The following is a 25,916-nucleotide window of genomic DNA, read 5'->3' on the forward strand; positions in this document are numbered from 1 at the left end:
CTTTGTTGCACAAATCGGTTTAAGGGCGGTCTTCCCCTTTCCCCAGACGGATTTATCCTACGGGCACAGTGACGGGTATGCCAAGTGCGGTATAACGGTTGAGCACCGCGATGCGGACCTGTATTTCCGCTACCTGCCGGTCGAAGTCCCGCGCCATGAGGCTTTGGCCCATAAGTTTGATACAATGCATCTTGGTCTCGACGCGGCTTCGGCGATGGTATCCGCTCCAACGCTTCCAGATGGTTCGACCAGGATAACGTGAGGCATTGATCGCATCGTTGCGGGCGATGGCCCCGGCGCTGGTAGGCTTCCACGGCTTGGCATTCTTGCGCGGTGGGATTACGGCATGGGCACCGCGTGCGGCAATCGCATCATGGCATTTGCGCGTGTCATAGGCCCCGTCTGCGGTCACTGATCCGATGTCTTGATCGGGCGGGATATGGTCGAGCAATTCCGGCAGCATCGGTGCATCACCGATATTGCTGGTGGTGACCTCAACAGCTCGGACCTCAAGTGTTTCCTCGTCGATCCCTATGTGTATCTTGCGCCATATCCGGCGTTTCGGGCCGCCATGCTTGCGTGCGTTCCACTCGCCTTCGCCCTCGGCCTTGATGCCGGTACTATCGATGAGGAGGTTCAGAGGGCCGGTTCCAAGGTGATATGGAAGGGTCACGCTCAGCGTCTTCTGGCGGCGGCACAGGGTGCTGTAGTCCGGCACGGCCCAGTCCAGCCCGGCTAACCGCAAAAGGCTTTCCACGAAACCGGTCGTCTGCCGAAGCGGCATTCCGAACAGCACCTTCAAGGTCAAACAGGCCTGGATCGCGGCATCGCTGAATTGGTGTTGGCGCCCACGCTTGCCGCGCGGTGGTGGCACCCAGACCATCTCCGGGTCAAGCCAGATCGACAATGATCCGCGTTGCTTCAGTGCGTTATTGTAGGACGACCAATTCGTGGTCTTGTACTTCGTAGGGGCCCAACTGCTCATGCCTTCCAGCTATCATGCTGGATTCGCGAGATGAATCCCTACCGGGATTTGTGCAAAAAAGCCTCCCGCAGAGCGGACCTCGGGCGTATCAGATTGCTGCGCTCCTTCGCCAATGTCGGCTTTCGGGAAGCTGCATCGCAGCGTCGATAGCAACGGCCAATGTCCGCAAAGGGCCGATTGCTGCACGGCGCCGGCTTATTCATGTGAGGAGCCCGCTGTGCTGCCGCAAGGCGGCTTTGAGCCCCAACCCGGCCATTGTTATTTTCCGCTGCGTGCGCTCGCAGCGTAGAAATTTCTGCAAGCGCTGAGTCTGGCGTGCCGCAGCGCGGCTCCAAACTCGCCCATTCGAACATCGCGCAGCGAGCTTTTTTAGGGCAACTCACAGGTCGCGGGACAAAGCACCAGTTCGCTGCGGCTGCGCCAAGGTCCGCTTTGGCGAGGGGTTAAGGACTAGCCGTATTTTCAGGGCATGGTATTGAGCTTTACCAGTGGTAAATCCGATGATGAAAGAGCGCGCTTGGTAGGTGGCACCGTGAGAAACCTGATTTTGAGCATCCGTCCGACTTGGGAACGCCTTAGCGTTGCAAACGCCTTTTTCTTGGGCTTCGCTTTGGGACTTGCGCTCGGCGTCGTGCCGCATGTTGTGTTTGGGAGGCCTGTTATGATCCCCGGCTTCTTAGTTTATTTCCCGTTTCATGTTTGGCTCTGCTATTTGGCGTTCAGCGTGTTGCTTTCCAGCGTTCGGCGAGCTGATATCATGGGGGAAGGCTATTCTCCCATCGGAGCATTTTTCGGATATTTACTGACCACAAAATATGGACTGTTTTGTATTTCGTGGTTCTTCACGATGTGGCTGTATTGGGTGTCGATCATCGGCATTTAGCGCCATCCACACTCAAATCGTGCGATCTGTATTTTGAAAAGCCGCCATTTGTTCCGGTTGCAGCATTCAGCACTCTGGGCTCTTTCGCGTCCTTCGCCGCCATCTGCTCAAATGTCCGGTGTGCCAGCGGATATTTCCCTTCCAAATGAGCTGGCGATTAGCTGACAAGCTTATCCGCCCTCGTCTCTTCCAATCTGCTTCAAACCATCGAAGTCGATTTCCAGTTTCTGTTCCGTAGTCAGATCCGGCCGGGTTTCCGACACCGGCTGGGGGCCGTGGACGTCCCACATCACCGCATGCGCGCCTGTCGTCCATCGATACACCCAACCAACAATGCTGCACCCATCGGTCCCGATCAGATTGGCGATCGCGACGCCCTCACCTTTATCATCGCTCACTGTTTACTGACTTCCTGCACTGTGGCGCTAAATTTGCGGCATTGTGTCATAAGGCGCCAGCTCGCGCCGCAGGCCGCACGTGGTGGATATTGGCTAACTGCTCTTCCTTGAGGTAGCTGATCTCACGAGGGGATAACCAATGCGGTAAGCCCTAAAATTGCATTGATTTCAAATCTTGTGGTCGGCCTCCGTGGCGGCTTCGACAATCGACAGGACTTCATTTTTGTCAAAGCCAATGACCCTCGCCAGAACTGTAAACTCCACGACGTCGATACGACGCTCCCCGCTTTCGAGACGTGCCACAAACGACTGGTGGCGTTTGAGCTTCGCCGCCAATTGCTGCTGGCTGAGACCCGCATTCCGACGTGCATCAACCAACGCACGGACGAGCGCCAACTGGCCATTTGTTCTGATTGTTTTTGCCACGCGTCACATACCTTTTGTGACGTCGCTAGCGGATGAAATCTGTTATCTAAAAAGTAGATATTTGAAGGTGTTATCGGCGTCTGATTTCCACGGGCTGCTAGTCCGATGCTCCCAAGGCTGCCCATCAATCCCCTACCAATTGCAGAAATCGGCCATAGTCCTCGCTGACTTCCCGCGCTTCTTCGAACGCGCGGGCGCGTTCGCTGTCGAGGCAACGGAAATAGCTCTGGATATCCTGGATGTAATTTTCGAAATCGCTGCGGATGATAGCCGCATAGTCCCGCGCGGCCTGCGAATCACTTGGCAGGAAGGGACGGGGTGGAGCGAAGCAGGATTCCGCCAAAACCGGCCCGGGAACGCAGATCAGAAGGGCCAGAGATTGCAAAGGGAGCAGGCATATCAACCTCGGGTTTCTCAAACCTGTTATCTCCTTGATCGCGGACACTGGCCGAGACTAGTGTTTGCGTGACCAAACTACAGCCAAAGCACGATATTACATCTTGCGGTTGATAATATACTATCGTAACTCTGGGCTTCAAGTGGGAATGCCTAGGGTCGCGCCATTGGAGAAAGCGTGAGCCGGGCCATGAACTGGGACATCGAAGCACCAAATGTGGTTACGGAAGCACGTTTCCGCGAACTCGTGGAAAGCGGCTATAGCGCAGAAATCCTGTGCCAAGAATCGGCACACAAGAAAGGCCCCAGCTATTACGGGGTCTGGATCATGCGTGTGGTCTCCAACGAAGGCGTGGAAAAGCTCCTCGTCACCGCCCGCACTCGGACGACCTACAACGATATCAAGATCCGCGAGTTCAAGACGATCTCCGGCGTGGTGTCATTCTTCATTGGCCTTGGCTTTGCGCATGTCGATCTGCCGCTTGAGGCGGGCACAAGCCGTACGCACAAACTTGCGCCGTCAGAAAAAGCCCCATCAGACAAGGGCGCTGACACCTAGCCTTGTCTGTCTCTGGCTGGTCGCCGCGCCAGCCTCAGCGCAAATGGTCCTGGTCATGGAGAGCGACGGCTCTCTGACCCCATCCCGGTCTCAGAACAGTATTGCCCGGAACTACAATGACGGCATTGGTCAGGGTTCGGCCTACGATGGGATCGCTATCTTCGGCGAGTTAGAGGCCGAGCAAGAGGGCGTCCAAGTCGCGGCCCTTGCCCGCCCGACTCCCCTGCCCCACGCAGATGTCCTCTCCGGGATTCAGACCACGGCTTTGCGCTATGCCGGCCATCCCGGCCTGCGTCGCGCGGGGCTTTCCGTGACGGATTGGCTGGCTCTCTATCGGGCCAATATCGAGGTTGAGAGCGCCTACCGGCAGGATGCGATTTCAAGTGCAGGTGCCATTGGCCTTGGCCAGCTGATGCCCGCCACTGCCCGCGATCTCGGCGTTGACCCACGCGACCCGCTGCAGAACCTCGACGGGGCCGCCCGCTACCTCGCGATGATGTTGGACACGTTCGGCGATCCACGCCTTGCCCTTGCAGCCTACAACGCCGGACCCGATGCGGTCCGCCAGTACGGCGGCATTCCCCCCTACAGAGAAACCCAGAACCACGTGGCCCGCGTCATGGCCGTCGTGGCCCGATTGGAAGGATCAAATTCATGAGACAGATTTCAAACCTATTCGTAGCCTCTTTGGCGCTATTCCTGCTCATTGCCGAGCCCGCCCTTGCCCAAAGCATCGATCTCTCCCCGATCCAAAGCTTATTGCAAGGTATCGTCGATGCGTTGACCGGCCCGCTTGGCGTCGTCATCGCCACACTCGCGGTCCTCGGCGTTTTCTTGAGCTGGTTCTTCAACATCATCGACCTGCGCCAAGCGCTTTGGGTGCTTGTTGGCATCGCTGGTGTCGCCGCCGCCCCCACCATCGTTGCCGCGGTCTTTGCCGGTGGCTGAGCGCTCGCCTCTCTTTCTCGGCCTCGTGCGCCCGCCCAAGCTCCTGGGCCTGCCCATCATGTATGCGATGGTCTGGCTCTTCGGCTCGGTGCTCTTGTTCGTCTGGGTCCAGCATATCGCGGTGCTGGCTGTCGCGGCCCTGCTCTACCCGGTGCTTTGGAAGGCCGCAGACTGGGATCCGCGCTTCATCGACGTGATGATGACGGCGCTGCAGGAAACCCCGCCCACGCGGAACCGCAGCATTCACGGCGGGGACAGCTATGCCCCGTGATGCTGCGCTCGATCTCCGCACGATGACGCCGGACTGGTATGCCCGCGAAACCCGCCTCGCGCATATGCTGCCCTATGTGAGCTTAGTTGATGACCAGACCGTGCGGACCCGAGTGAACGAGCTTTTCCAGTGCATCCGGCTCGACGGGGTCAACAGCTACACGACAGATGATGCCTATCTCGACAAGGTGACCGCGCTCTTCGCCCGGATCATCGCGCAGCTGGGGCCGGAGTTCAGCTACTACGTCCATAAGGTCTCAAAAGCGATCACGCCGGACCTCGAACCCGTGCGTGAGGACAGTTTTGCTGGAGAAGTTGACCGTCTCTGGCGCGCGAAGCTGGAGACCAGCGGGCTGCGCGACAAGACGCTCACCCTTACGATCATCCATCGCCCGCCTCCAAAAAGCGTCCTGCCATTCCTGAACCGCAGCGCGCCGGATCGCCTCAAAGAAGCAACCGAGAAGCGCCTGCGCCGTCTGGGCGAGGCCGTGAGTGTCTTCCTGTCAGGCCTGACGGAGCTGAATCCGCGCGTACTGACCGCCAAAAGCGGCGAGTTGATCGGGTTTCTGGGGGCGCTCAACACGGGAACGGAACTGCCGCTCTATCCGGCAAACACCTACGGCTTCCTGTCCTTCAACATCGCCAATACCCGGGTGACGTTTCACGGAGATCACTTCGAGCTATCCGAAGGCGTCGTGGGACATCGCTACGGCAAGAGTTTCACCATCGGGGAATATTCCGAGGCCACCTCCTGCACCATGTTCGACATGCTGAACCTGCCTGTCGACATGATCGTCACGCACTCCTTCACGCCGATCAATTCGAACCTCATGGCGGGTCGCATCAAACGGCAAAAGCGCCAGATGCAGGCTTCGCAGGACGCGGCCCTGTCGCTCATGGAAGCGCTCGACATCGCCGCAGATGATCTCGAGGCCAAGCGCCAGAGCTTTGGCGAGCACCATATGATCGTGACGATCTTCTGCGATACAATCGATGAGCTGCAGACGCTCAGCGCCGAAATTGTCAACGCCGCCGCCGCCGAAGGCGTGAAGATGATCGGCGAGCGCGTCGCGGCAAAAGCGCATTACCTCAGCCAGCATCCTGGCAACCAGCCCAAGCGCGTGCGCGCCAGTGCGATCACCAATCGCAACTTCGCGGATTTCGCGGCCTTCCACCGGACCCAACTCGGCAAACCCGCCACGAAAACCCCCTGGGGCCGAGTCATCACCTATCTGCCCACCCCCGAACAGAGCGCCTACCGGTTTTCCTATCACGAGCAAGGCTCGCCCGACAAAGAACCGACCAGCGGGCATACGCTCATCATGGGGAGGCCCGGCTCGGGCAAATCGGTGCTTTCCGCATTCCTCATGACGCAAGCCCGTCGAGCAGGGGCGCGGATCTTCGTCTTCGACTACCGTCTCGGTATGGAGATGGCGGTCCGCGCCAATGGCGGGCGCTACGCGTCTTTGAAAGCCGGACAACCCACCGGCCTAAACCCGCTCTGGACTGAGGTCGACGCGCGCGGCACGGCCTGGCTTTCAGACTGGCTCGCCACCCTGCTCTACCGTGCCGACAAACCGCTCACACCTGCCCAGACCAACCGCATCCAGGAAGTCGTGCGCCAGAACGCGCAGGCCTCCAATCCGGCCCTGCGGAACTGGCGGGACTTCGCATCGCTGTTTGTCTCCACCGATGATGGCGGCGATCTGCACCAGCGCCTTCTCGAATGGACGGAAGAGGGCCGATACGGCTGGATCTTCGGACAGACGCTGGAAGACACCTTCTCGCTCGAAGGCGATGTGGTGGGCTTTGATCTCACCGGCATTCTCGACAGCGAGGCCGAGAAGGAACGCATGGCCGTCCTCTCCTATCTCTTCCGCCGGGTCGAGCGCGAGATCGAGGATCGTCGCCCCACCATCATCGTGATCGACGAGGCCTGGAAGGCGCTCGACAACGCGTATTTCGCCGAGCGGCTGTCGAACTGGCTGGTGACCGCGCGCAAGCAGAACACCGTCGCGGTGATGATGACGCAATATGCCAGCCAGCTCGAACGCACTCGGACCGGCAAGACCATCGTCGAGGCCGTGCCGACGCAGATCCTGCTTCCGAACATCCGAGCCCATGCCGCAGACTACGCGATGCTGAACCTCTATGAGAAGGAACTCGATGTGCTTCTCAACACCGGCAGCGACAGCCGCCTCGCGCTGATCCGCGACGACCAGGGCTCGATCGTCGTCGATGCCGATCTGAGCGCCCTTGGGCCCAATCTCACCATCCTCGGCGGCATGGAAAAAGGTGAAGCGCTTGTGGGCGCCGATTACCGCAACCGCCCTGATTTCTGGAGGCTTTCATGACCCGTATCTTGTTGTTCTTTTCTGCGCTAGGTGTGTTGGCCTCCTGCGCCCAGTACCAGGAGCCACAGGCCAATTGTTTCACCTTCCTGGCCTCGACGGTACCCACAGCACCTGATTGCACCTTCACGCCTCTAGATGCGCCGGAGGGCGGCATTGAAGTCTAAACTGCCCCATATCCTCGTGCTTTGCCTGCTGCCCGGCATCGCCCTGTCCCAAGGTGTGCCGACCAATGACAGCGGGCTGACCGCGCGCGATATCGTCGAGACCGGTGACCGGGAGGCGGACCTTACCATCCAGGCTGACAAGCTCTCCGTGCGCGAACTCATCGCCGAGATCGAACGCGAGCAACTGGAAACCCTGCAACGCATCCTCGATGCCCAAACCAGCTTCGGCGGTCAGGGCCTGCCCGCGATGATTTCAGGGCTGGAAACCGGAAGCGGCGATCCCGCTCGTTCCGTCGAGGCCGTCTATGGCAATGCCGGAACCGATCCCAACCCCGGCGGCGCACAGATGTTCGGGGACGCCTCGGAAAACATCGAGCAGCTCATCATCCGCGTCGCGCAGGAAACCAGCGGCTTTGCGGGCGTGGGCCGCGCCGGCCTCTCCCCCGTCCAATGGCGGGCCCTCATGCAGGCGCTCATCTGGCAGGAAAGCCGCTTCACCATCGGTGCGCGCTCGCCTGTCGGGGCCTTTGGCCTCACCCAGATCATGCCCGGCACGGCCAGCGATCTCGGGATCAACCCGGAATATTATGACAGCCCCTACCTGCAGGTGCATGGCGGCGCGCGGTATCTGGCGGCCCAGCTCAACACCTTTGACGGCAACATCATCAACGCCCTCGCGGCCTATAATGCCGGACCCGGCCGGGTCTTTGAATATGGCGGTGTCCCGCCCTTTGCCGAGACCCAGCACTACGTCCAGGTCATTCCTGAACGCTACAATCTCTATCTGAGCCGCATCGGCGGGATCGAAGCGCTCGGCACGATCGATCCGGCGCTTCTCGCCAATGCGAACCTCTCGATCACCGGGCACGGCGCGGCCTTCTATGGCAACAATTCCCCTGCGGCGATCAGGCAGGCCGCCTTGCGTATTGCGGACATCGTCGAGCGGATTTCTGAGACGGAAGACGTGCAGGAAAGCGTCGCGCTCAACACCTATGCCCGCGCCGAACTCGTGCGTCTCGTCGCCGCGCGTATTCGTCTTCAAGCGGCGCGGACCCGCGTGCTTTCGGCCGAGGAATTGGCACAGGCCAGCGCCCGCATGGCCGAGGGCGCCTTCATGGAATTCACGATCAGGGAGATTGACTGATGGGACGAATGTTTTTGAGAACGGCCTTGGCCACGACGCTTGGGATTGGCCTTCAATTCGGCACCCTGTCCCCAGCCCTCGCACAAGGCGTGCCCGTCGTCGACACCCAGAATATTGCGCAAAACATCCAGCAGCTCCAGCAGATGATCGAAGACGAGATCCTGCAAAACGAGCAGCTGACGCAGCTCCGCGAACAGCTTGCCACACTCACGGACCAACTCGCGGAGCTGCAAAGAACCTATGAGGCACTGACGCGCCTCGCCGAACTTCCCGAGATCATCCGCACCGAGATGGAAGATGAGTTGAACGGTCTGCTCGACCAAGAATTTGGCGACATCCTCGCCACCATTGAGGCCATCAAGACGGGGGACTTCTCCGGCCTGTCCGGTTCTGGAGCAGGCGAGATTGAAACCCAGATGGATCGGGTGCTGGCCGATCTCGGATTTGACGACGACACCCTCTCGGAAATGGCCACCAGCGGAAATCCCGGGGCCAACCGCGTGGCGACCCAAGCCACCACCGGTGCTCTTGTCTCGGCGGCGGCCCAGAACAGCTACGAGGATGCCGGGCAATCGCTCGAACGCGTCGACCGCCTCGTCGGGCTGATCGATGACATGGATGAAATGAAGGAAAGCATCGATCTCAACACGCGCGTGACGGCGGAACTGGCGATCGCGCTCGTGGCCATGTGGCAGCTCGAAGCGGTGCAGACCGTGGGCGATGGCACCGGCGGCGTCATCGATGCCGCCACCATTGCCGAGGAGCAGCGGTTTATGGACTTCACGCTGCCGGACCTGCGGGCTGACTAGGGCGTTTCGAAATTGACCCAGAATATCAAATATCGGTTTTCGCGTTCGAGCGCAGCGAGAGGCAGCGAAGAACCGATGCCGCTTGTTTCGAAACGCCGAGCGGGGGCATGAATGGTGGCGAGTGAACAAGAAATCATCGAGGAAGAACTGGTCTACGGTGCCTTGCGCCGCGAACGGCTCTGGCAGCGCCTTGGGCTGATCGGGCTCATCTTCGGCATTCTCGGATGCCTGAGTGCGGCGGCTGTCTCAATTCTCGATGTCGATCCGCCGCCTGTGGTCGTGCCCTATGATCCCGCCACTGGCTTTGCCCTGCCCGAGGCTTCGGTGGGCGCGACGTCGGTCACAGCCAACCAGGCGATCATCGAGGCGGAGGTGTTCCGCTATGTGACCGACCGGGAGGTCTATAACCAGCTCGACAACGATCTGCGCATCCGCAACGTCCTGCGCCGCTCGGACGGAGCTGCCGAGAGAGGGCTGCGCCAGATCTGGAACAGCGCCAACGAGAATTACCCGCCGACGGTCTATGGCCCCAATGCTCGGCTCGACGTGGAAATCCTCAGCATCAACCGGATCGGGACCAACCGCGCGACGGTCCGCCTGCGCAAGCGTCTGACCTCCATCAACGGCACCCAGACCGGGCTCTTCACCGCCACGCTTCTCTTCGAGTTCCGTCCCGAGACCCGCCGCTCCATCGATGAGGTCTGGACCAACCCCTTCGGCTTTACCGTGCTCGAATATTCCATCCGCTCCGACAGATTGGAGAACTGACGTTGTTGTTCACAAGATCGCTTGTTTTTGTAATTGCCCTGTTGCCCGGCCTTGCCTCCGCCGAAGCCATCCCGCGCGGTGGACCCAATGACAACCGTGTGCGGCTGGCCACCTATCAGGAGAGCCAGGTCTATCGCCTCAATGTCTCGCTCACGCATGTGACCACCATCGAGTTCGGCGAAGGCGAGAGCATCCGTTCGATCATCGCCGGCGACACGGAAGGCTTCGAGATTGACGGCGTGCCCGGCGGTCAGGCCTTCGCGATCAAGCCGGTGGCGCGCGAGGTGCATACCAATGTGACCGTCTACACGAATAGGCGGAGCTACTATTTCAACGTCCAGGAGACCCGCAGCCCGACCTTCTACGTGGTGCAGTTCCGCTACCCCGAAGACAATACGCGGCCCACACGTGCCATCGCGGCCCAAGCGCCGAACTATAATTACGGTGCCAGCGCGCGGACCGAGTTCACCCCCACCCGTGTCTGGGATGACGGGACGTTTACGTATTTCGAATTTCCGCGGAACGCGCCGGTGCCTGCGATCTTCCGCTACGCCAATGGCCGTGAGCGCACGGTCAACACGCAAGCCACCGAGGACAGCGTGATCCGGGTTTCAGGCGTGAACCGGCAATGGGTTCTGCGGATCGGGGAGGAGGTGGTCTGTATCGAGGCGACGCCGCCTGCGGGGGTAGGCTCATGAGCGATACCGGAAACACAGACCTCGAGAAACGCCTCGCGGCCCTCGAACAAGGCAAGGGCGCTGGTTCGCCCCCTGCCCCGCGGCGCTCGCCACTTCTGGCCTTGGTCGTTGTTCTAATAATCGGCGCGGGCGGTGCGTTGCTCTATCTCATGTCCCAACCCGAGGAAGAGGAAGTCCTTCCCACGGCCACGCCGGACGTGTTCCAGAACGAAGGCGACGGGTTCGGCGCCATCGAAACCCTCCCCCCGCCTGAGCCCGAAGTGGTGTTGGTCGCACCGGAACCGGCAGAACCGAATGCCGAGCTTCTGGCGCAGCTCGCAGCCCTTCAGGCCCAGATCGAGGAATTGCGCAACGCACCAGAACCAGTGGTCGAAGAAGACACGGCTGCCGCCGAGGCTATCGATGCGCTGACCGCCCAGATTGCCGCCCTGCAGTCCGCCTCGGAAGCCGCGCAGCAGCAGTTTCGCGATGAGCTCACGGCGCGCGATCGCGAGCTGGAGCAACTCCGCATGGATCTGGAACTTGCGCAACTCGAAACCAATCGCCCTGCTCCCGCGCCCTTAGGTCCATCTGAGGATGAGTTGCGGGCGCGGGAAGAAGAACGCCTGCGCCGCGAGGAAGAGGCAAGACGGCTCGCGGAACTTGAACGCCGCGCTGCTGAGGAGCGCGCGTTTCAGGAGCGCCGCATCACCTCGCCCACCATCGCCTTTGGCGGCACCTCAGGCGCAAATGAAACTGCTTTGACCGAACGGACTTTTGGGGAAGTGACGGATTTTGTGCTGAATGGTGCGCTGCCCACTTCGGTGACGCAAGCTGAGGTCATTGCCAACCCCTCCAACACGATCATCCAGGGCACGATGATCCAGGCCGTCATGGAAACCGCCCTCGACAGCTCTCTGCCCGGCCAGACCCGGGCCGTTGTTTCCGAAGACGTGTTCAGTTTCGACGGTTCTCGGCTCTTGATCCCGCGCGGCTCCCGCCTGATCGGGCGGTATCGTTCGGGCGTTGATATCGCGCAGCGCCGAGTCACGATCGCTTGGGACCGGATCATTCTGCCCGACAACCAGACCATCCAGATCAGTTCTTTTGGGGGCGATGAATTGGGTCGCTCCGGCGTCACCGGCTTTGTCGACACCCGGTTTGATGAGCGTTTCGGCTCGGCTGCTTTGATTTCGCTGATCTCCGCCGCACCAAGCGCAACTGCTGAAAATGTGCAGGATGAGACCGCTGCGGACGTGCTGGAAGACGTGGGCGATGATCTAGCGGATGCTACGGACAGCGTGATTGGCGACTATCTCTCCATCGGCCCCGTCATCTATGTAGACCAGGGCGCGCGCGTCACTGTCATGGTCGACCGCGATCTGGAGATATTCTGAGCCCATGTCGCTGAGTTATCTCCAGGCCTCTCTCGACCGGATCGACGCCGCCGCCCGCGACGATGTCATCGAGATCTGCATTAACCCCGACGGCTTCTGCTGGGGAGAGTTCCAGGGCGATCATTTCATGCGAAAGCTGGACCAGGCGTTGACTGCAACCGAAGTGAAAGACCTCGGCAACCAGATCGCCTCCTCCGCCAACACCACGATGAGCAAGGACCGCCCCATCATCTCGGTCTCGATCACCTACAAGGGGCGGCCGATCCGGGCGCAGGTCATTACCCCGCCCGCTGTGCTCTCGGCCATGTCGATCAGCCTGCGGTTCTTTTCAAGCCTGCCGCTTGACGGGATTGCGCTTGATTTCCTCTATGGCAAGGAGCGCAAACTCGAAGAACTTCGCCTCGAGAAAACGCGCCAACTACGCGAGATCGTGGCCGCCGGCGTCATCGACGATGCGCTGGCTTTCTGCGTCGACAACAAGCTCAACATGATCGTCTCTGGCGGCACCTCCACCGGCAAAACCGTGGCCGCGCGCAAGATCCTCTCACATGTACCGTCCGAGGAACGCATCGTCACCATCGAAGAAGCCGCCGAGCTACTGCCAACCCAGCCCAATGCCGTGACCCTCATCGCCAATCGCGACGCGGAATTCCAGTCCGCCGATGTGCTGCTCACCGCGACACTACGCTTGCGCCCCGACCGGATCATTCTGGGCGAGGTGCGCGGCAAGGAAGCCATGACCTTCCTCGAGGCGATCAACACTGGCCATGGCGGGTCCATGACCACGCTGCACGCAGAAACCCCGCAACTTGCTGTGCAGCGTCTGGCCATCGCCGCACTCAAGACCGAGATCCCGATGACCTATGCCGACATGATCCAGTACATAGAGAACTCCATCGATGTGATCATCCAGGCCGGTCGCCACGATGGCCGGCGCGGCATCACCGAATTTTACCTCCCCGGCGCAACTGAGATTGGAACTTCCCGATGAAGACATTTGAATACGATATCCTGTCCTTTCCCATGACCCGAAAAACCAGTCTCACCGACATGCAGGCCAGCCTGAACGCGAAGGGGGCCGAAGGCTGGGAGGTCGTGTCGATCAGCTCCTCGGAATTCGCCAACGTGGGACACACTGTCTTCCTGAAGCGCGAAACCACTCCCGCCGGAGCCACGGTATGAAGCCAGCGCGGCTAACCCTAGTGCTGATCGCGCTGGCCTTGAGCCTACTGGCTGTCCCCGCCTTCGCTGAGCGCAATCTGGTGCCGACCCTCAATCGCAGTTTCAATGTCTGTCCGGACCGGCCCGCTGAACCCGTGTGGATCCAGGAGATCCCCCTGCGCCAAGCCTATCAGCGCGTGTTGGTTCAAGACATCTACCGCGCCCAAAATCTTGAACGCATCGTAGAGACTGGCAGCTGCGCTTGCGAAATCCAGTTCCCATCTTGGGACGCGGCCGAGGCGATGTTTCGTGAACGCCACGCCAGTGACGAACGCTGGAAAATGCTGGAAGCTTCCGACTCCTACAACCGGCGCGCCAACGACGTTCGCCTTGAGGCCAAAGCCATTTGCGAAGCCGCAGGCAATTGGTAGGGCAGCCCCGTTATGAGCGTCGTCACCTACTTCGTTGAAACCTCCCAGGGCTATCTCGACACCGCGGCAGAAACCCAGTTTGGGTCGGTTGCGGCAACAGTCGGCACGCTTTTGGTTTTGGGAACAACGCTCGTGGTCATCCTCGTCTCCCTGAACATGATCTATCAATACAAGGCGATGGACGGCCGCACGGCCTTCTGGCTCGCGGTCAAGATCGGGCTCATCGGGATATTCGCGACCAACTGGGTGCAGTTCAACGCCCTCTCCTCCGCCATCCTGGCCGGCATCGACAGCATTGCGGGGGCGCTTGTCGCCTCGGTCGGTGGCGGAATCCCGGGTCCCTCTGGCACCTTTGCAGAAGAATTCGATCGGCTGATCGCGGAACTAGGGGACTATCTCAACGCCGCCGGGTCTGAGCTGAATTGGATGGCCGGCGCCATGCTCGATATTGTCGGGGTCCTCTTGCTCTCGATCCTCGGTGGGCTGGCCGCCTTCATCCTTGTGGCCTCGCGCCTGATGATCGCACTTCTGATCGGGATCGCGCCGGTGATGATCTTCCTCACCCTCTTCGAAGTGACTAAAGATTACTTCGCACGCTGGCTGTCGGCACTGGTTTCCTTCGCGCTTTACCCCATCGTCGTGGCCGGCGTGTTCGCGACGATCACTGGCGTCTCTTCCGCTCTGATCGGTGAGCTTGGCGACCCGGAAGGGGCTTCAAACATAGGCGCGCTCATCCCCTTCTTCATGATGGTCCTCATGGCCAAGGGCTTCATCATTGCCACGCCCTTCATCGTCCGCGCGATCTCCGGAAACATCATGATGCCCGCCCTCTCCGGTGGTCTCGGCGGCGGCTACAGCTTTGCCCGCGCCGCAATGGGCAGCCAGCAGGCCTACAATCGCTATCTGATCGGCGGGGCAAGTGGCGCAGAATACGCCGCCCTCAGGGCGCGGCAGTTCTTCGGCGTGCAGCAAATGCCCGCGAGACAAGGCATGGGGCAGACGGGTTCTGCAGCAAGCACAGGATCCACAGACTCGGGGTCAAAAATGCTGGCGCAACTGGCGAGACTGGGTCGACTTGGACGACGGTGACGGCCCTGAGCCGACCTTCGCAAGTGCATCAGCCGCCGCGGTGCAGCTTTCACCAGACCGGCCATTCGTCCTTCGCGCAGCATTTTTCGTGGGTGAAGGTCAGCGATGCGGACAAATTGTGAATTCGCTGCGACTACACCAATGGCCGCAAAGAGGTTTCTTCATAGAAATTTTGGACAACGATTTGATGCTTTTTAAGTCATTCTTAAGTGTTCTATCTTGTTGCGCATGAGTCTAGAAAGCACGATCGCCCATTTGAACGAATTGAAGCCACGCCGTCGCGGTATCCAACGTACATTTTCCACGTTTCGGGATCGAACCGAAAAAGAGTTCGGCAATGCTATGGCGGAGAATGTCGAGCGAGCTGTCTCGGGTGTTTTTACCTGTATTGTTAACAGGATCGCGAGGCCGCTACGTCAAGTGGATGTGGTCGCAACCCTTCAGGAAAACGGGTGGCACATTTCTGACAATCCAAGTTTGATTGATAGGCTTCTATCCTGTCATGACTTGGCAAGCGTTGAACAGCGAGGACGGCTTTCGGGTCACTCTCAATTTGAGGGCGCACTCTTTCTTGAAAGTCTGAATACAAAGTATTTTGGCCTACTCGATGAGCGAACAAAAGTTCTTTCAAATGATAAACTGCCTGGTTCAATTCTGTCGGTTTCAGATCTTGGAAATGCTCCCAACCCAGACTATGCCTTTGGGCTTAAGGCAGTCTTTCCGCATCAGGCGGATTATTTGCTATGGTGGGCAACCAAGCATTCAACAGTGTGGAAACACTTCGCCGAACCAAACGACCTTGACGAGAAAAGCTGGGCAGTATTCAAGCCATCGTTTGGCGTCGATAGGACGCGATCATTTGCCAAGTGTGCGTTGGGCAAAGTAGATTTTAGCCTAGGCCCATCGCGGAGTGAGGAGCGGTTCTACCTCGCAGCTTTTGGGGTGGCTGAACCGGGGCGACAAAGTGAGCCCTGTCAAGGCTCGTATCTGGCGTACCATGTCATGTAAGTTAAATGTCTCGCTAGAAATTCCACCCTCTGGAGGCAAAAGCGGTCTTGCGTGCCGGCTGCAGCATCCAGCAAAATGGGCTCATAGCAGTCGTCCGCTGACTTCTGTCGGGCATGCGGCCCGTCCCGGCACGACCCACGGCAGTTATGCGGACAAACGCTCTTTCGCTGCAACTGCGCCAATGGCTGCTTAGTTGTTGCTGGCGTGGCTGTAAGGAATGAGTAACACTACTGAGACAGCTCATATTGAGGAACGTCTCTCATCCCGATACCCATTGGCTACAATGAAGCGCTAGAAACGCCCAAAATGGCGCGTCGCATTGAGGCGATATGGTCATTTTCTGCATGCACTCCCGGCAGTGCCGTCATTCTGCCGGATGGGCGTTGCGACATCATTGTGCGCAACCATGTCAGCACACCGGATGAAGTTACGCCGATCATTACTGGACCGGCGACACTGCCCTACCGTGTTGATTACAAAAACGGCGACCAATGGTTTGGCATCCGCCTACGCCCAGAACACGGCGCGGCATTGTGGCAGGATTGTTTGGGCAATGCACCGGATAGCGTCTTGAGGGGATCAAAGGCACTGGATCGCTTTCCTACCCTCGCTGTTCTTAGTGGATCCGGCCCGACGCTTGATGATTTGGCGCGCATTGTCCACGCCCAAACTTGGCCTGAAGTTGATCCGCGACTTACCCGTGCAATTGACATACTTCATGCGTCTGGCGGACGGCTGCGCATCGAAGCGCTGGCAAGATTCGTGGGATGCACGGCTCGACATCTGAATCGTCTCTTTCGCCGCAACGTTGGCCTTTCTGCCAAGACCTATGCGCAGCTCATACAATTCCACCGAACTCTCAAATTGATAACCAATGGCAATGTGCCGATCATCGCCGCTGCTTTCGAAGGTGGATTTTCTGATCAAGCGCATATGGCCCGCACCTTTCGCCGTTTTGGTGGGTTCACGCCAAGCAGGATTCCAACAGACTTGTCATTGCCAGACATCCCCTCCAAATAGGTCCGATTTTTTCAAGACCTTCATGTTGGCGTGGGATACGATCATATGATGAAACTCGGATACACAATAATTTATGTAGCAGATGTGCCCAAAACGGTCGCATTCTACGAAGCCGCCTTCGGGCTCAAACAACGCTTTATTCACGAGAGCAATCTTTATGGAGAGATGGAAACAGGTGAGACAATCCTAGCTTTTGCAGGGACCGAAGCCGCCGAAATGAACGGTCTGGCCATCTTGCCGAATAACCCAGACGGACCCGCCGCCGCATGGGAAATCTGTTTTGTCACGGATGATGTGGCAACCGCTTATGAGCGAGCACTGTCAGAGGGTTGCCAGGCAGTCAGCGCTCCTAGCGAAAAGCCATGGGGGCAGACAGTATCCTATGTCCGCGATCTGGACGGCTGTATCGTCGAGATTGCCTCTCCCATCCAAGGTTCGGCGTGACATGGACGACGCGACGAAAGCGAAGATCACTGACAGCTTGGAAGAAATGATAATTGAGCTGGCACCTGATGCTAACCTGCGACCGATGTATGGCGGCACAGTGGTCGAACTTGAAACAGACAACCCAAAAAGCCGCATTGGCGGTTTCTATGTCTACGCCGATTACGTGTCATTTGAATTTGCCAACGGTGTCCAATTCGAAGATCTGGACGGTGTTCTGGAAGGGACTGGAAAGTTAAGAAGGCATGTCAAACTTCGCAGTACTGCTGATGTTAAGACCAAAACCTGCAAGGGCTTTCTGGACCAAGCTATCGCGTTGGCCCAAACTAGCTAAGCCGACATTCGATCTCCGCGCAGCATCGGTGAGTCTGGGCTCGTGACGGCCCAATCCTGCCGTTCGTCTGTGTCTCCATCCACTGCGGCGCGGCACGCCGAACCGGCCATTCGCTGCGCCCGCAAAATCAGATGATCGGCGAACTCACACAATGAGGGACGAAGCACCGTTTAGCTGCGGTAGCGCGAAGGTCCGGTTCCTCAGCTATCCCTCTACTCCACAATCACCACCTGCCCTGTCAGAGCCCCCTCAACGCATTTTGCATACGCGAGGCCAACGTCATGTGATGGTACTGGCTTGTGACCGTGGAACCACGCACCGTAGCGCGGTGCAGATACGTCTAGCATTCCAGGACTGACGGCATTCACTCTCAGCCCGCGCGGCATCTCTATTGCCGCACCTGTGACAAAGCCAGCCAGCGCCCCGTTGGCGGTCGCGGCATTTGACCCCATGCGGATTGGATCGCGATCAAGAACGCCGCTTGTCAGTGTAAAGGAACCACCATCCGAAATGACATTCAGCCCGGCGAGTACGAGGTTCACCTGCCCCATCACCTTTCGCCGCAGACCGACCATGAACCTCTCTTGGTCCATCTCTGACAAGGGCGCGAAGGTTGCATCGCCCGCGCAAGACACGACGGCATCAACAATGCCGACCTTTTCATAAAGTGACTTCACCGCATGGAAGTCGCTCACATCGACATGAAAGTCTCCGGCAGTGCGACTGACGGTGACAATTTCATGCCTCTGTCCAAGTTCTTTGCAGGCGGATCGCCCAATATCGCCTGACGCACCTACGACAATTATCTTCATGTCTGGTCCTTCATTATCTCATCGTACTTTTGCAGTTTTCGGTCGAGGATTGCTCGACAGCGTTCTACCTCCGCTTGTCGATCCTCAAGGCTTTGACGGTGTGCTAGAAGCGCCGCCCTTCGCTTTGGGATTGTTGTATCGCCTGATGCATACAAGTCGGCAAACGTGCGCATCTCCGACATGGGCATCCCAGTTGCGCGCAGTGACGCCAGCAACTCCAACCAATCGGCATCCGTCTTCGAAAATCTTCGCTTTCCGTCTGAGCCACGTCGGATGAACGGACAGAGTCCAGATTTCTCATAAAATCGTATTGTTGAAAGGCTGAGCCCGGTCAGCTCAGCTACTTCGGAAATCTTCATGCGGTCGTACCCTTTCATTCCGGTTCATACCGACCTGAAGCTACTTTAGGTCAAGCATCTTCATCAGACCTATCGTGAAAGCTGCCGTTCGTGCGCTGCACAGCATCGGTCAAAGAGGGCTCAAAGCCGCCTTGCGGCAGCACAGCGGGCTCCTCACATGAATAAGCCGGCGCCGTGCAGCAATCGGCCCTTTGCGGACATTGGCCGTTGCTATCGACGCTGCGATGCAGCTTCCCGAAAGCCGACATTGGCGAAGGAGCGCAGCAATCTGATACGCCCGAGGTCAGCTATGCGGACGAAGCGGACTTTGACGAACGGCAGCTTTCAGTGTTGGACACAAACGGTCCTTTCCGCCGGTGACAAAAACGGTTGAGTATTGGCACAACATGAACACTTGAGGCTTCGATCACGCGGAGCAAACCGTTCCATTTGCATTTAAACCGGGCCTTCATATCGTTTCGAAAGGCTACCTCCGACCCATGAGGTATGCTTGAATGGTTCCGGCCCGGCGTCCCGACAAGCAGCGGTCTTCTAGGACAGCTCGAAGTGCATCAGCGTGAAGCTCGACTTACCCGTGGGCGTCATGGAGCTGGTCGCCTTCGAGCCTCGCCCACGTCCGGCGCGACGGGCGCTTGCTGTCAACCGTTCCGGTCGACATAGCGCTCGGCCACGAGCCGATCAGGATGCGCCATCCGCATGAACTGAACGCCGCGTGAAAAAGGTAAGGTGCGACCGTTCGGAAACGTCACCCCTTGATGGTCGACGTGCTACCTTTCCAATCAAGCACGGGCCACATACAACTGGGACCGTCTAGACAAGAGGATATGACGATGATTATGGCAGTCCGAAATACCTTGGTAAGCGTCAAAACGCTTCCGTCCCTTGCTGTATTCGTCGGTGCCCTTTCTCTGATTTCCTTCCCTCATGAAGCTTCGGCGTGCGACGACGCCCGCTCGTGCCTGATCGGCAGCATCGACGATAATCCCGGTCAAACGTCTCTTTGGCACGCCGTTGAAGATACGCTGCGTCTGGGTGCCGGCGAAGTTCTAGCAGGGTGTCTCGCGCGCGGCGTCGAAATTGTCTTCACCTGGGACGAGAAATCGAATGAGGGGACGATGCGCCGTGCTGACAAGAACGTTCCGCTGTGCAATTTTACCTGGTTGCCGACAACTGGTCGATCAGCGAGATTCGTCGATCTCCGAGGTGATGCAGTTGACGTGATCGTATCCCCCACCTCGGAAGAGAGGTCGTTCCAGCTGCGGAGTTGCGGCAACCTGATGGTTGATCGCGGATTGCCTCGTGATGCGGCAGACCTTCGCATTTCGTTTGCGCTCGGCGATGACGACGGCCTGGTCTGCCTTGCGCGCTCCTCCGAGGGCATCGATCAATGAGCGAATCTCCCGCTCCCACGCCGTTCTACGATCGTCCGATCTTCACGACGATCCTAGCCTTTCTCTTGGCGTTCGTGATCTCTGTCCTGGTGGATCAGCATCGGATCGTCCTTGATGATATCCGCGAGACTCGCGAGCTCACCTTTCAGGTCGTCGCGGATATCGAGGCCATCGCAGACTGGCCCAGCCCCGTCATCGACGAGGCGACCGCGCGGTCTCACCAAGCGCTCCTGCAGTCCGCTCGATCTCATCTGCTGCAACTTGAATACCGCCCTTCCGATGCCGCCCTTGATGCTGCGCTTCTAACCGAGATCGATACCTTCCTTGAGCGGGAAGTCGAAAGCGTCGTGAGCGAATACCAAATTCCAGACTGTGAGTTGCGGGATCAAAGTGTCTATATCTGCCTTGGTGATGCGTTCGCACCGCTTCGAGCAAAGCTCGACGCTTCCATCATCGAGCCACCGACATTCTTCGAATGGACGGCAAAACAAGGAATCCGGACCTTTCTGATTTTCTTGATCGGTCTTGGTATTCCATTTGGGATCGGAATTCTAATTGGACGGCAGTCTCGGCGCAGCAAGTAAAAGGTTGGAATGCGTTTCTCGATGAATCTCCAGACAATCTCCATGGCCTGCGCCAAGTGGTTCGCAGATAAGCTCCTGGCTCCAATCATTTTGATTGTTTTGGCATTCGTCTTCGGGAACTTCTTTCTTAGTCTTACGATCCATCGCAATCACGAAGAGAAACAAAGCCTTGTGGTCGTAGATCGGTTCTACGAGACGTCGCTTATCAACCTGGCGGTGATGGACACAGAGTATAGTCTCATGGTCTCGGACGTAGAGTACGAGCCGCCCGACTCTATATTTGAAGCTCAGCGGGCTCGCTTTCGATCTCTCCATGTGGATTTAAGTCTTCTTGAGGATGCGAAGATCTTCCCGAGGGGAACTGCCTTGTCATCGACAGCGAATAATCCCGCGTCTCGCATCGTTGAGATGTTCGAAGAATTCGATCCTCTCGTGGAGGGCTCCATTCCGAGAGTTCCACTGATTACTGATGCAGTCGAGAATCCCTCTCAGGCCGGTACTTCTCGCGTTCGAGGCAACCTCGCCGACCTAATCGAACGCAGGATCCGATCATGTCATCAGGTCATGAGGTACATGATCTTTGCCCGCAACGTCGGTCCGACGCGCCTTCATCGTTGGCTTGCACAGGCTACCGCAGGCGTGCGCCTTCGTAGGCCCATAGAATACGAGGAGATATGTTATGAAGATCCCTAGGTTGAGGCTAGCAACCGCCATCCTGTTTTGGCTTGCAGTGTCGATGGGTCCCTCCCTCGCACAGCGGCCGTCACCACAGGCAGAAGACCCTGACCTTTACTTCCTCGCGATCGGATCGGAGCACTACAGGTACGTCATCGAGAACGTGACGAGCTTGCCGACGCCCGACCAGCAGGCGCTGCTCGCGTCCATCGAGGGGCCGCGGAATTCCGCACGCCGCGTTGCCGACGCCTTGATCCAATCCGGGGCGCGGGACGGAATACTTCTGCTGTCAGAGGGCCCCGATCAAATGGTGACCCGAGATGACGTCTACCTGGCAATCACCGACCTGAAGCGCATGATCCGAGAGGACCTTCAAGCCGACCCCGACCTCAACCCTAGAATCGTCTTCTACTTCATGGGGCATGGGATCGGCGACACGGCAAGCCGATCGCTCTACATGCTTCCTGGCGACCTGACCTTCAACGGCGCGGCATCTCAGACCTTTACGATCCGGCTTATCAAGCGGTCCATCTGGGCATGGGATGTTCTGTCCGCTCTCGTATACTTCCGATCGGACGACAGCATGCGGCACTTCGACGACTTCTACCCGAGCCAGCTCATGCCGGACATCACGGACCCGGCGGACGCGTTCGCTGTGCTGCGCCGGCAGAACGAGCTCCAAACAATCGATGCATCGAGAAGGGCGCAAGGTGCCTATCGCGAGGATGGCAACCCACCGGTCCCTTTCCTCGTCCTGCTCGACAACTGTTACGGTGACGTCGCACAGGATCTCACCGATATCCCGCAGCTATCCGGTCTCGTGGGGATGTTCAGCTTGATGGTTGACATGAATTTCGGGGAGTTGCTCGACGAGGCGCTCACCTACTATGCGACTGCTCCCGGCAACAGCATTCGCCCTGTGGCTGATCCCGCTGATCGGACCCAGAATATCGGACCGCTCGCATTGCACTTCGTCACATATCTGGCGTCCCTCAAGGCAGTTGAAGCGGCACCTACTCTCGGTGACATCCGTGCCGCATTCGAAAACTCCCCTTCCCCCGTCAACGATCTTGCGGCGATCGAGGGGTGGGTCCCGTATAGCCCTGCAGCTGGAAGTGCCTTGGCACCAGATACCGCTATCGCTGAGATGATTCCGATCGGCGGTTCCGCAGCGCTCGCGCAGTACGAGACGAGAACCGGAACTGGGAGTTCCGAGGTGACTTGCTGCAGGTAGCTTTGCAGTGATCTGCGGCTGGACAACGAATCACCCAAGTTCAGCTTCAGACCTCCGCGTCCCCGCCGGTGCTCTGCCGCTCAGGGCAAAGACGCCGTCGTGGGTGATATTCCAATCGGCGAGATAGCCGAACTGGTTTGTTCGCCCTGCGCGACGCGCAGCACTCGCTCAACGGCGTCACGCTCGACATCAACGGGGGAAGTTACCTGCGGTCGCGGGACTTCTCACAGGTATAGCCAAGATGGACAAAAACCCCCTGCCAGTACCCATGTGCGAATAACGGTCGTTTCTGTCCCTCCCTTTGGCTACTTGCGTCTACAGAAGGTTAGCCGGGACAGAACCCCCAGGCAAAACCCATATGGTTCTGGCACGTTTTTGGGCTGCACACGAGAGCGGTCATTCGCTGCACCCTGTCGAATGAGCTGGTCGGGCTCGAAGCCGGTCTCGGATACGACGTAGCATGTTGTGATATGCTCCCTTCGTCAACGTCGGGTTGTCGATGTGGGAGGGCGTGGTGGATGGAGGACCCATAATGGAAACACGAAACTTACCCGCCATCCGCGCTTGTCGTCCTGCCTGGAACAAGGGCCGCATCGTTGGCCAGAAACGACCGCTCAAGCCCAAACACGTCTGGGCCATCAGGGTGCGGCTGGAGCTGGCCGAGAACCATCGTGATCTCGCGCTCTTCAATCTTGCCATCGACAGCAAGCTGCGTGGATGCGATTTGGTGAGAATGAAGGTGGCCGATGTCATGGTATCAGGCCAAATCAAGGAACGCGCGTCGGTTCTGCAGAGCAAGACGCAGAAGCCTGTGCGTTTCGAAATCTCCGAAGGTGCCCGTTCATCGCTGGCAAGATGGATGCGGGAGCCGTTGATGGTCGGGTCAGAATACCTCTGGCCCGGACGTTTTCATGAACGGCTTCACATTTCGACCCGCCAATATGCACGCATTGTGCGTGACTGGGTGACGTCCATCGGTCTGGAGGCCAGCGCCTACGGTTCGCATTCTATGAGGCGAACGAAGGTGACCCAGATCTACAAGAAAACGGGCAACCTTCGGGCAGTCCAACTGCTGTTGGGCTATACCAAAATGGACAGCACCGTCAGATACCTTGGCGTTGAACTAGAAGATGCATTGGTGATCTCTGAATCTATCGAGATCTAACAGGTCAGGGCCGTCTTCACGGACGGCCCTGACCTGCCGTTCATGCCGAGCGCAGCGGATGGCCGGTGTCAGCCCAGAGCAGACACAAAGTCTCGCAAGGAAGCCGGATAGCAAATGATGACCGAAATGCCGGGTTGCCGACATAGAAGATGGTTTCGGACCTGCGTCACACAGAACAGAAACCACCGTAGCTCAGGTTGAAGCCACCATCGATGAAAAATCGGAACACTTTTCTGGTTGCCCGGTTGCGACGAGCATGGCGTCCAACTTATCCTTGGTTTGGCCCAGAAAGTCGTCTTCTGAACTAAGCTTCTTGAAGAATGTTTCTGGTTGGACGATGGCTGTAAGAAGGGGAAGCACTGCTTCTACGATTGGCAGCCATCTCGCTGAGAGATCAGTCAATACTGTGCCCTTGGTGGCAGCTGGTTTGAAGCTTACCGTCAGAGGGTCACAATAAGCGCCGACAACGGTTTCAAGACTGTTCGCTATGGCAGTAATGAGGAACGGTTTGAAATTTAGATTCCTGAGAAGTGCCAACTGCTTGGACTCGACGGAGATTAGGGCACCTGCACTCGATTTAGTCTTTAATTCTAAACGTTTGTTGTCGATTGCGCGGGCAAGAGAGTAGACGAGTAAAATGTGACGAGCTTTCTTGTTTTCGAATGCGTTCCGATATAAGTGGCCTTGAACAAAAAGCTGAGCCTTGCCGCGAACCGCATCTGCAGGGCGACCGTGAAATGCCAGCAAGGGTTGCAAAACCTGCTCTATTCCGATCTGGTCACCGTGAGCATTGAAGCCCCGCTTGCGGTTGTAAGCGTACCCGAGTTCATCAAACTCGTCAGACAGCCGCTTCTGGTCAGCATCATTACTGAAACGGTCCCATGTGGTGATGACATTTTGGGTATTATTGAAGCGCACGATTTTGTCGATGGTTGCTTGATCAGAGCATTCAATGACCCGACAGAGTAGCTTCACCTCATCGAGTGACGTTTTAGATTTGTCAATTGAACCAATAGTTCCGGAAGTCTGCGCTCCATTGATGATGGAGATCCCCCTTAAATCCCTTTTACCCCTTTTCTTCTCGCCTATGGAAAGGGTCAGCACCGTGATGCCGTTGTTGTAGGCCCAAAAATCTTTAGGCTCCTTTTCAGCAGTTTCACGGATTCCAGAGTTGACTCGCTTTCGACCGTCAGCACCTAGAAATCCACGATAGTTTGCGCTGTATAACTTGTCTCCGTATTTCTCGTAGAGACCATGCAACCAGTTTGCTTCAACTGTGGCAACACCAGCCGTCCAGTTGTCTCCCTTTTGAGTAATGCCAATCTCCCAAGGGAAACCAATGTCGTCAATCACTTCAATGTGAGAGTCTTGGGCTGTAAATAGATGCTCAATCTTGGCCTTGCCAAGCTCATGGGAACGAACCGTAAGTCTATCGTCTGCGAGCGTTGTTCGCAGGTGGCTTTCAACTGTTTGAAGCTCGCGAGTGACGTTCACTGATTCCGGAAGGTTGTGGACGTATAAAAGGTCAATTGATTCAATTTCGCCTGCATCTATCGCAGTGCGGAAGCCTGTAATTATCTCTCGTAGTTTTTCTGGAACCGACGTCAGGTCGCCAGACAGAAGCCAGGCACAAGCCGTATTGAGGTCTGAAGCTTTGTTGCTTGGGGCCTCGTCCTTTGGTTTCTTCGCCATATAGCCTTGGGCGAAAACCAAACGCTTTGAATTCGGATCGTGGTAGATAAAATCGATTTTCTTATCGTTTCCGCCTTCGGTAAGACCTTCACTCGCCAAGGAGTCGACGTCTGGCTCCTCGATGAAGAGCGCGACCGCAAGACAAAGATACGCCTCGTCATGCCCAATTTTGTCGATGAGAGATTGCCGGGTTTTTAGCGCGTCTGCGAAGCTCATGGATGTGTACTTGCTTTCATACAAATTTCCACTCAGCATCACAGCTAACTTCCCCGCTGGCAACCTTGTAGACGTAATCATTCTCGGATCGGGGCCAGACATCCTCAAGAGTTTTCGCTACTG

General features: G+C 57.8%; 31 protein-coding genes. 24 read left to right on the top strand and 7 right to left on the bottom strand.

Going from position 1 to position 25,916, the window contains the following annotated elements:
* Window positions 1-52 precede the first annotated feature (52 nt).
* Entirely contained in the window at window positions 53-985 is a 933-nt protein-coding gene (locus tag R1W00_RS16290) for an IS5 family transposase (RefSeq protein ID WP_317263828.1), read from the bottom strand.
* A gap of 475 nt (window positions 986-1,460) precedes the next feature.
* Here R1W00_RS16290 and R1W00_RS16295 point away from each other — a divergent pair, with 475 nt between their 5' ends.
* Window positions 1,461-1,868 carry a hypothetical protein gene (locus tag R1W00_RS16295; RefSeq protein WP_317263829.1) on the top strand — a complete coding sequence of 136 codons (408 nt, stop codon included), beginning with the start codon at window positions 1,461-1,463 and terminating at the stop codon, window positions 1,866-1,868.
* A gap of 170 nt (window positions 1,869-2,038) precedes the next feature.
* On the opposite strand, the gene R1W00_RS16300 is transcribed toward R1W00_RS16295, so the two are convergent.
* The 3 genes from R1W00_RS16300 to R1W00_RS16310 all read right to left on the bottom strand — a co-directional run bounded on the left by R1W00_RS16300 (window position 2,039) and on the right by R1W00_RS16310 (window position 3,068).
* Entirely contained in the window at window positions 2,039-2,266 is a 228-nt protein-coding gene (locus R1W00_RS16300; protein WP_317263830.1) for a hypothetical protein, read from the bottom strand.
* Window positions 2,267-2,434: 168 nt separating this feature from the next.
* A complete protein-coding gene (locus R1W00_RS16305) occupies window positions 2,435-2,692 on the bottom strand; it encodes a multiprotein-bridging factor 1 family protein (protein WP_317263831.1) in 258 nt (85 codons plus the stop codon).
* A 124-nt stretch (window positions 2,693-2,816) separates the two neighbouring features.
* Window positions 2,817-3,068, bottom strand: a complete 252-nt coding sequence (locus R1W00_RS16310) for a hypothetical protein (RefSeq protein WP_133358606.1) — start codon at window positions 3,066-3,068, stop codon at window positions 2,817-2,819.
* Window positions 3,069-3,278: 210 nt separating this feature from the next.
* Here R1W00_RS16310 and R1W00_RS16315 point away from each other — a divergent pair, with 210 nt between their 5' ends.
* The 19 genes from R1W00_RS16315 (at window position 3,279) to R1W00_RS16405 (ending at window position 17,665) form a co-directional block, all read left to right on the top strand.
* Window positions 3,279-3,647 (top strand): hypothetical protein, encoded by a 369-nt coding sequence (locus tag R1W00_RS16315; protein ID WP_089423648.1) that lies wholly within the window; start codon window positions 3,279-3,281, stop codon window positions 3,645-3,647.
* A gap of 43 nt (window positions 3,648-3,690) precedes the next feature.
* Window positions 3,691-4,305: a lytic transglycosylase domain-containing protein gene (locus tag R1W00_RS16320; RefSeq protein WP_317263832.1), complete on the top strand. Its 615-nt coding sequence runs from the start codon at window positions 3,691-3,693 to the stop codon at window positions 4,303-4,305.
* Entirely contained in the window at window positions 4,302-4,595 is a 294-nt protein-coding gene (locus R1W00_RS16325) for a TrbC/VirB2 family protein (protein ID WP_012187323.1), read from the top strand. The genes R1W00_RS16320 and R1W00_RS16325 overlap by 4 nt, the downstream gene beginning before the upstream one ends.
* Window positions 4,588-4,866 (top strand): type IV secretion system protein VirB3, encoded by a 279-nt coding sequence (locus R1W00_RS16330; protein WP_009808059.1) that lies wholly within the window; start codon window positions 4,588-4,590, stop codon window positions 4,864-4,866. The genes R1W00_RS16325 and R1W00_RS16330 overlap by 8 nt, the downstream gene beginning before the upstream one ends.
* Window positions 4,856-7,219 (top strand): type IV secretion system DNA-binding domain-containing protein, encoded by a 2,364-nt coding sequence (locus tag R1W00_RS16335; RefSeq protein ID WP_317263833.1) that lies wholly within the window; start codon window positions 4,856-4,858, stop codon window positions 7,217-7,219. Before R1W00_RS16330 ends, R1W00_RS16335 begins: the two co-directional genes overlap by 11 nt.
* Window positions 7,216-7,383, top strand: a complete 168-nt coding sequence (locus R1W00_RS16340) for a hypothetical protein (RefSeq protein ID WP_317263834.1) — start codon at window positions 7,216-7,218, stop codon at window positions 7,381-7,383. The genes R1W00_RS16335 and R1W00_RS16340 overlap by 4 nt, the downstream gene beginning before the upstream one ends.
* A 55-nt stretch (window positions 7,384-7,438) precedes the next feature.
* Window positions 7,439-8,527, top strand: a complete 1,089-nt coding sequence (locus tag R1W00_RS16345) for a lytic transglycosylase domain-containing protein (protein WP_317263868.1) — start codon at window positions 7,439-7,441, stop codon at window positions 8,525-8,527.
* Window positions 8,527-9,336, top strand: a complete 810-nt coding sequence (locus R1W00_RS16350) for a type IV secretion system protein (RefSeq protein ID WP_317263835.1) — start codon at window positions 8,527-8,529, stop codon at window positions 9,334-9,336. The genes R1W00_RS16345 and R1W00_RS16350 overlap by 1 nt, the downstream gene beginning before the upstream one ends.
* Window positions 9,337-9,447: 111 nt before the next feature.
* Entirely contained in the window at window positions 9,448-10,104 is a 657-nt protein-coding gene (locus R1W00_RS16355; RefSeq protein ID WP_317263836.1) for a type IV secretion system protein, read from the top strand.
* A gap of 2 nt (window positions 10,105-10,106) precedes the next feature.
* Window positions 10,107-10,802, top strand: a complete 696-nt coding sequence (locus R1W00_RS16360) for a TrbG/VirB9 family P-type conjugative transfer protein (protein ID WP_317263837.1) — start codon at window positions 10,107-10,109, stop codon at window positions 10,800-10,802.
* Complete coding sequence (locus R1W00_RS16365; RefSeq protein WP_317263838.1) at window positions 10,799-12,178, top strand: TrbI/VirB10 family protein; 1,380 nt, start codon at window positions 10,799-10,801, stop codon at window positions 12,176-12,178. Before R1W00_RS16360 ends, R1W00_RS16365 begins: the two co-directional genes overlap by 4 nt.
* A 4-nt stretch (window positions 12,179-12,182) precedes the next feature.
* Window positions 12,183-13,169 carry an ATPase, T2SS/T4P/T4SS family gene (locus R1W00_RS16370; RefSeq protein WP_317263839.1) on the top strand — a complete coding sequence of 329 codons (987 nt, stop codon included), beginning with the start codon at window positions 12,183-12,185 and terminating at the stop codon, window positions 13,167-13,169.
* On the top strand, window positions 13,166-13,360 hold the full coding sequence (locus R1W00_RS16375; protein WP_317263840.1) for a DUF4177 domain-containing protein: 195 nt from the start codon (window positions 13,166-13,168) through the stop codon (window positions 13,358-13,360). Before R1W00_RS16370 ends, R1W00_RS16375 begins: the two co-directional genes overlap by 4 nt.
* The gene (locus R1W00_RS16380) at window positions 13,357-13,770 is read left to right on the top strand and encodes a hypothetical protein (protein ID WP_317263841.1); all 414 of its coding nucleotides are present in this window, start codon (window positions 13,357-13,359) and stop codon (window positions 13,768-13,770) included. Before R1W00_RS16375 ends, R1W00_RS16380 begins: the two co-directional genes overlap by 4 nt.
* Window positions 13,771-13,782: 12 nt before the next feature.
* On the top strand, window positions 13,783-14,859 hold the full coding sequence (locus R1W00_RS16385; protein WP_317263842.1) for a type IV secretion system protein: 1,077 nt from the start codon (window positions 13,783-13,785) through the stop codon (window positions 14,857-14,859).
* A 228-nt stretch (window positions 14,860-15,087) separates the two neighbouring features.
* Entirely contained in the window at window positions 15,088-15,867 is a 780-nt protein-coding gene (locus tag R1W00_RS16390; RefSeq protein WP_317263843.1) for a hypothetical protein, read from the top strand.
* A gap of 306 nt (window positions 15,868-16,173) precedes the next feature.
* Window positions 16,174-16,887 carry an AraC family transcriptional regulator gene (locus R1W00_RS16395; protein ID WP_317263844.1) on the top strand — a complete coding sequence of 238 codons (714 nt, stop codon included), beginning with the start codon at window positions 16,174-16,176 and terminating at the stop codon, window positions 16,885-16,887.
* 45 nt (window positions 16,888-16,932) lie between these two features.
* Window positions 16,933-17,331, top strand: coding sequence for a VOC family protein (locus R1W00_RS16400; RefSeq protein ID WP_317263845.1), 399 nt, complete (start codon window positions 16,933-16,935; stop codon window positions 17,329-17,331).
* A 1-nt stretch (window position 17,332) separates the two neighbouring features.
* On the top strand, window positions 17,333-17,665 hold the full coding sequence (locus R1W00_RS16405) for a DUF1801 domain-containing protein (RefSeq protein WP_317263846.1): 333 nt from the start codon (window positions 17,333-17,335) through the stop codon (window positions 17,663-17,665).
* Window positions 17,666-17,877: 212 nt separating this feature from the next.
* On the opposite strand, the gene R1W00_RS16410 is transcribed toward R1W00_RS16405, so the two are convergent.
* Together R1W00_RS16410 and R1W00_RS16415 are read right to left on the bottom strand one after the other, a co-directional pair.
* On the bottom strand, window positions 17,878-18,477 hold the full coding sequence (locus R1W00_RS16410; protein ID WP_317263847.1) for a short chain dehydrogenase: 600 nt from the start codon (window positions 18,475-18,477) through the stop codon (window positions 17,878-17,880).
* Window positions 18,474-18,836, bottom strand: a complete 363-nt coding sequence (locus R1W00_RS16415) for a MerR family transcriptional regulator (protein ID WP_317263848.1) — start codon at window positions 18,834-18,836, stop codon at window positions 18,474-18,476. Before R1W00_RS16415 ends, R1W00_RS16410 begins: the two co-directional genes overlap by 4 nt.
* Before the next feature lie 830 nt (window positions 18,837-19,666).
* On the opposite strand from R1W00_RS16415, the gene R1W00_RS16420 reads away from it, so the two are divergent.
* From R1W00_RS16420 to R1W00_RS16435, 4 genes are all read left to right on the top strand, one after another.
* A complete protein-coding gene (locus tag R1W00_RS16420; protein ID WP_317263849.1) occupies window positions 19,667-20,227 on the top strand; it encodes a hypothetical protein in 561 nt (186 codons plus the stop codon).
* On the top strand, window positions 20,224-20,811 hold the full coding sequence (locus tag R1W00_RS16425; protein WP_317263850.1) for a hypothetical protein: 588 nt from the start codon (window positions 20,224-20,226) through the stop codon (window positions 20,809-20,811). The genes R1W00_RS16420 and R1W00_RS16425 overlap by 4 nt, the downstream gene beginning before the upstream one ends.
* Window positions 20,812-21,490: 679 nt before the next feature.
* Window positions 21,491-22,720, top strand: a complete 1,230-nt coding sequence (locus R1W00_RS16430) for a hypothetical protein (protein WP_317263851.1) — start codon at window positions 21,491-21,493, stop codon at window positions 22,718-22,720.
* Window positions 22,721-23,252: 532 nt separating this feature from the next.
* Complete coding sequence (locus R1W00_RS16435; protein WP_317263852.1) at window positions 23,253-23,885, top strand: tyrosine-type recombinase/integrase; 633 nt, start codon at window positions 23,253-23,255, stop codon at window positions 23,883-23,885.
* A 192-nt stretch (window positions 23,886-24,077) separates the two neighbouring features.
* On the opposite strand, the gene R1W00_RS16440 is transcribed toward R1W00_RS16435, so the two are convergent.
* Window positions 24,078-25,793 carry an AIPR family protein gene (locus R1W00_RS16440; RefSeq protein WP_317263853.1) on the bottom strand — a complete coding sequence of 572 codons (1,716 nt, stop codon included), beginning with the start codon at window positions 25,791-25,793 and terminating at the stop codon, window positions 24,078-24,080.
* Between the last annotated feature and the right edge of the window lie 123 nt (window positions 25,794-25,916).

Origin of the sequence: Rhodovulum sp. FJ3 (genome assembly GCF_032918305.1) — a bacterium.
GTDB lineage: Bacteria > Pseudomonadota > Alphaproteobacteria > Rhodobacterales > Rhodobacteraceae > SAT37.

What these genes read in the sequence shown, in the direction of transcription:
- R1W00_RS16400 (WP_317263845.1), top strand. Translation starts at nt 16,933, where the DNA reads ATGATGAAACTCGGATACACAATAATTTATGTAGCAGATGTGCCCAAA.
- R1W00_RS16325 (WP_012187323.1), top strand. Translation starts at nt 4,302, where the DNA reads ATGAGACAGATTTCAAACCTATTCGTAGCCTCTTTGGCGCTATTCCTG.
- R1W00_RS16365 (WP_317263838.1), top strand. Translation starts at nt 10,799, where the DNA reads ATGAGCGATACCGGAAACACAGACCTCGAGAAACGCCTCGCGGCCCTC.
- R1W00_RS16390 (WP_317263843.1), top strand. Translation starts at nt 15,088, where the DNA reads ATGAGTCTAGAAAGCACGATCGCCCATTTGAACGAATTGAAGCCACGC.
- R1W00_RS16335 (WP_317263833.1), top strand. Translation starts at nt 4,856, where the DNA reads ATGCCCCGTGATGCTGCGCTCGATCTCCGCACGATGACGCCGGACTGG.
- R1W00_RS16290 (WP_317263828.1), bottom strand. Translation starts at nt 985, where the DNA reads ATGAGCAGTTGGGCCCCTACGAAGTACAAGACCACGAATTGGTCGTCC.
- R1W00_RS16320 (WP_317263832.1), top strand. Translation starts at nt 3,691, where the DNA reads ATGGTCCTGGTCATGGAGAGCGACGGCTCTCTGACCCCATCCCGGTCT.
- R1W00_RS16315 (WP_089423648.1), top strand. Translation starts at nt 3,279, where the DNA reads ATGAACTGGGACATCGAAGCACCAAATGTGGTTACGGAAGCACGTTTC.
- R1W00_RS16355 (WP_317263836.1), top strand. Translation starts at nt 9,448, where the DNA reads ATGGTGGCGAGTGAACAAGAAATCATCGAGGAAGAACTGGTCTACGGT.
- R1W00_RS16425 (WP_317263850.1), top strand. Translation starts at nt 20,224, where the DNA reads ATGAGCGAATCTCCCGCTCCCACGCCGTTCTACGATCGTCCGATCTTC.
- R1W00_RS16420 (WP_317263849.1), top strand. Translation starts at nt 19,667, where the DNA reads ATGATTATGGCAGTCCGAAATACCTTGGTAAGCGTCAAAACGCTTCCG.
- R1W00_RS16380 (WP_317263841.1), top strand. Translation starts at nt 13,357, where the DNA reads ATGAAGCCAGCGCGGCTAACCCTAGTGCTGATCGCGCTGGCCTTGAGC.
- R1W00_RS16340 (WP_317263834.1), top strand. Translation starts at nt 7,216, where the DNA reads ATGACCCGTATCTTGTTGTTCTTTTCTGCGCTAGGTGTGTTGGCCTCC.
- R1W00_RS16350 (WP_317263835.1), top strand. Translation starts at nt 8,527, where the DNA reads ATGGGACGAATGTTTTTGAGAACGGCCTTGGCCACGACGCTTGGGATT.
- R1W00_RS16415 (WP_317263848.1), bottom strand. Translation starts at nt 18,836, where the DNA reads ATGAAGATTTCCGAAGTAGCTGAGCTGACCGGGCTCAGCCTTTCAACA.
- R1W00_RS16395 (WP_317263844.1), top strand. Translation starts at nt 16,174, where the DNA reads ATGGCGCGTCGCATTGAGGCGATATGGTCATTTTCTGCATGCACTCCC.
- R1W00_RS16435 (WP_317263852.1), top strand. Translation starts at nt 23,253, where the DNA reads ATGGAAACACGAAACTTACCCGCCATCCGCGCTTGTCGTCCTGCCTGG.
- R1W00_RS16430 (WP_317263851.1), top strand. Translation starts at nt 21,491, where the DNA reads ATGAAGATCCCTAGGTTGAGGCTAGCAACCGCCATCCTGTTTTGGCTT.
- R1W00_RS16440 (WP_317263853.1), bottom strand. Translation starts at nt 25,793, where the DNA reads ATGAGCTTCGCAGACGCGCTAAAAACCCGGCAATCTCTCATCGACAAA.
- R1W00_RS16405 (WP_317263846.1), top strand. Translation starts at nt 17,333, where the DNA reads ATGGACGACGCGACGAAAGCGAAGATCACTGACAGCTTGGAAGAAATG.
- R1W00_RS16410 (WP_317263847.1), bottom strand. Translation starts at nt 18,477, where the DNA reads ATGAAGATAATTGTCGTAGGTGCGTCAGGCGATATTGGGCGATCCGCC.
- R1W00_RS16370 (WP_317263839.1), top strand. Translation starts at nt 12,183, where the DNA reads ATGTCGCTGAGTTATCTCCAGGCCTCTCTCGACCGGATCGACGCCGCC.
- R1W00_RS16385 (WP_317263842.1), top strand. Translation starts at nt 13,783, where the DNA reads ATGAGCGTCGTCACCTACTTCGTTGAAACCTCCCAGGGCTATCTCGAC.
- R1W00_RS16375 (WP_317263840.1), top strand. Translation starts at nt 13,166, where the DNA reads ATGAAGACATTTGAATACGATATCCTGTCCTTTCCCATGACCCGAAAA.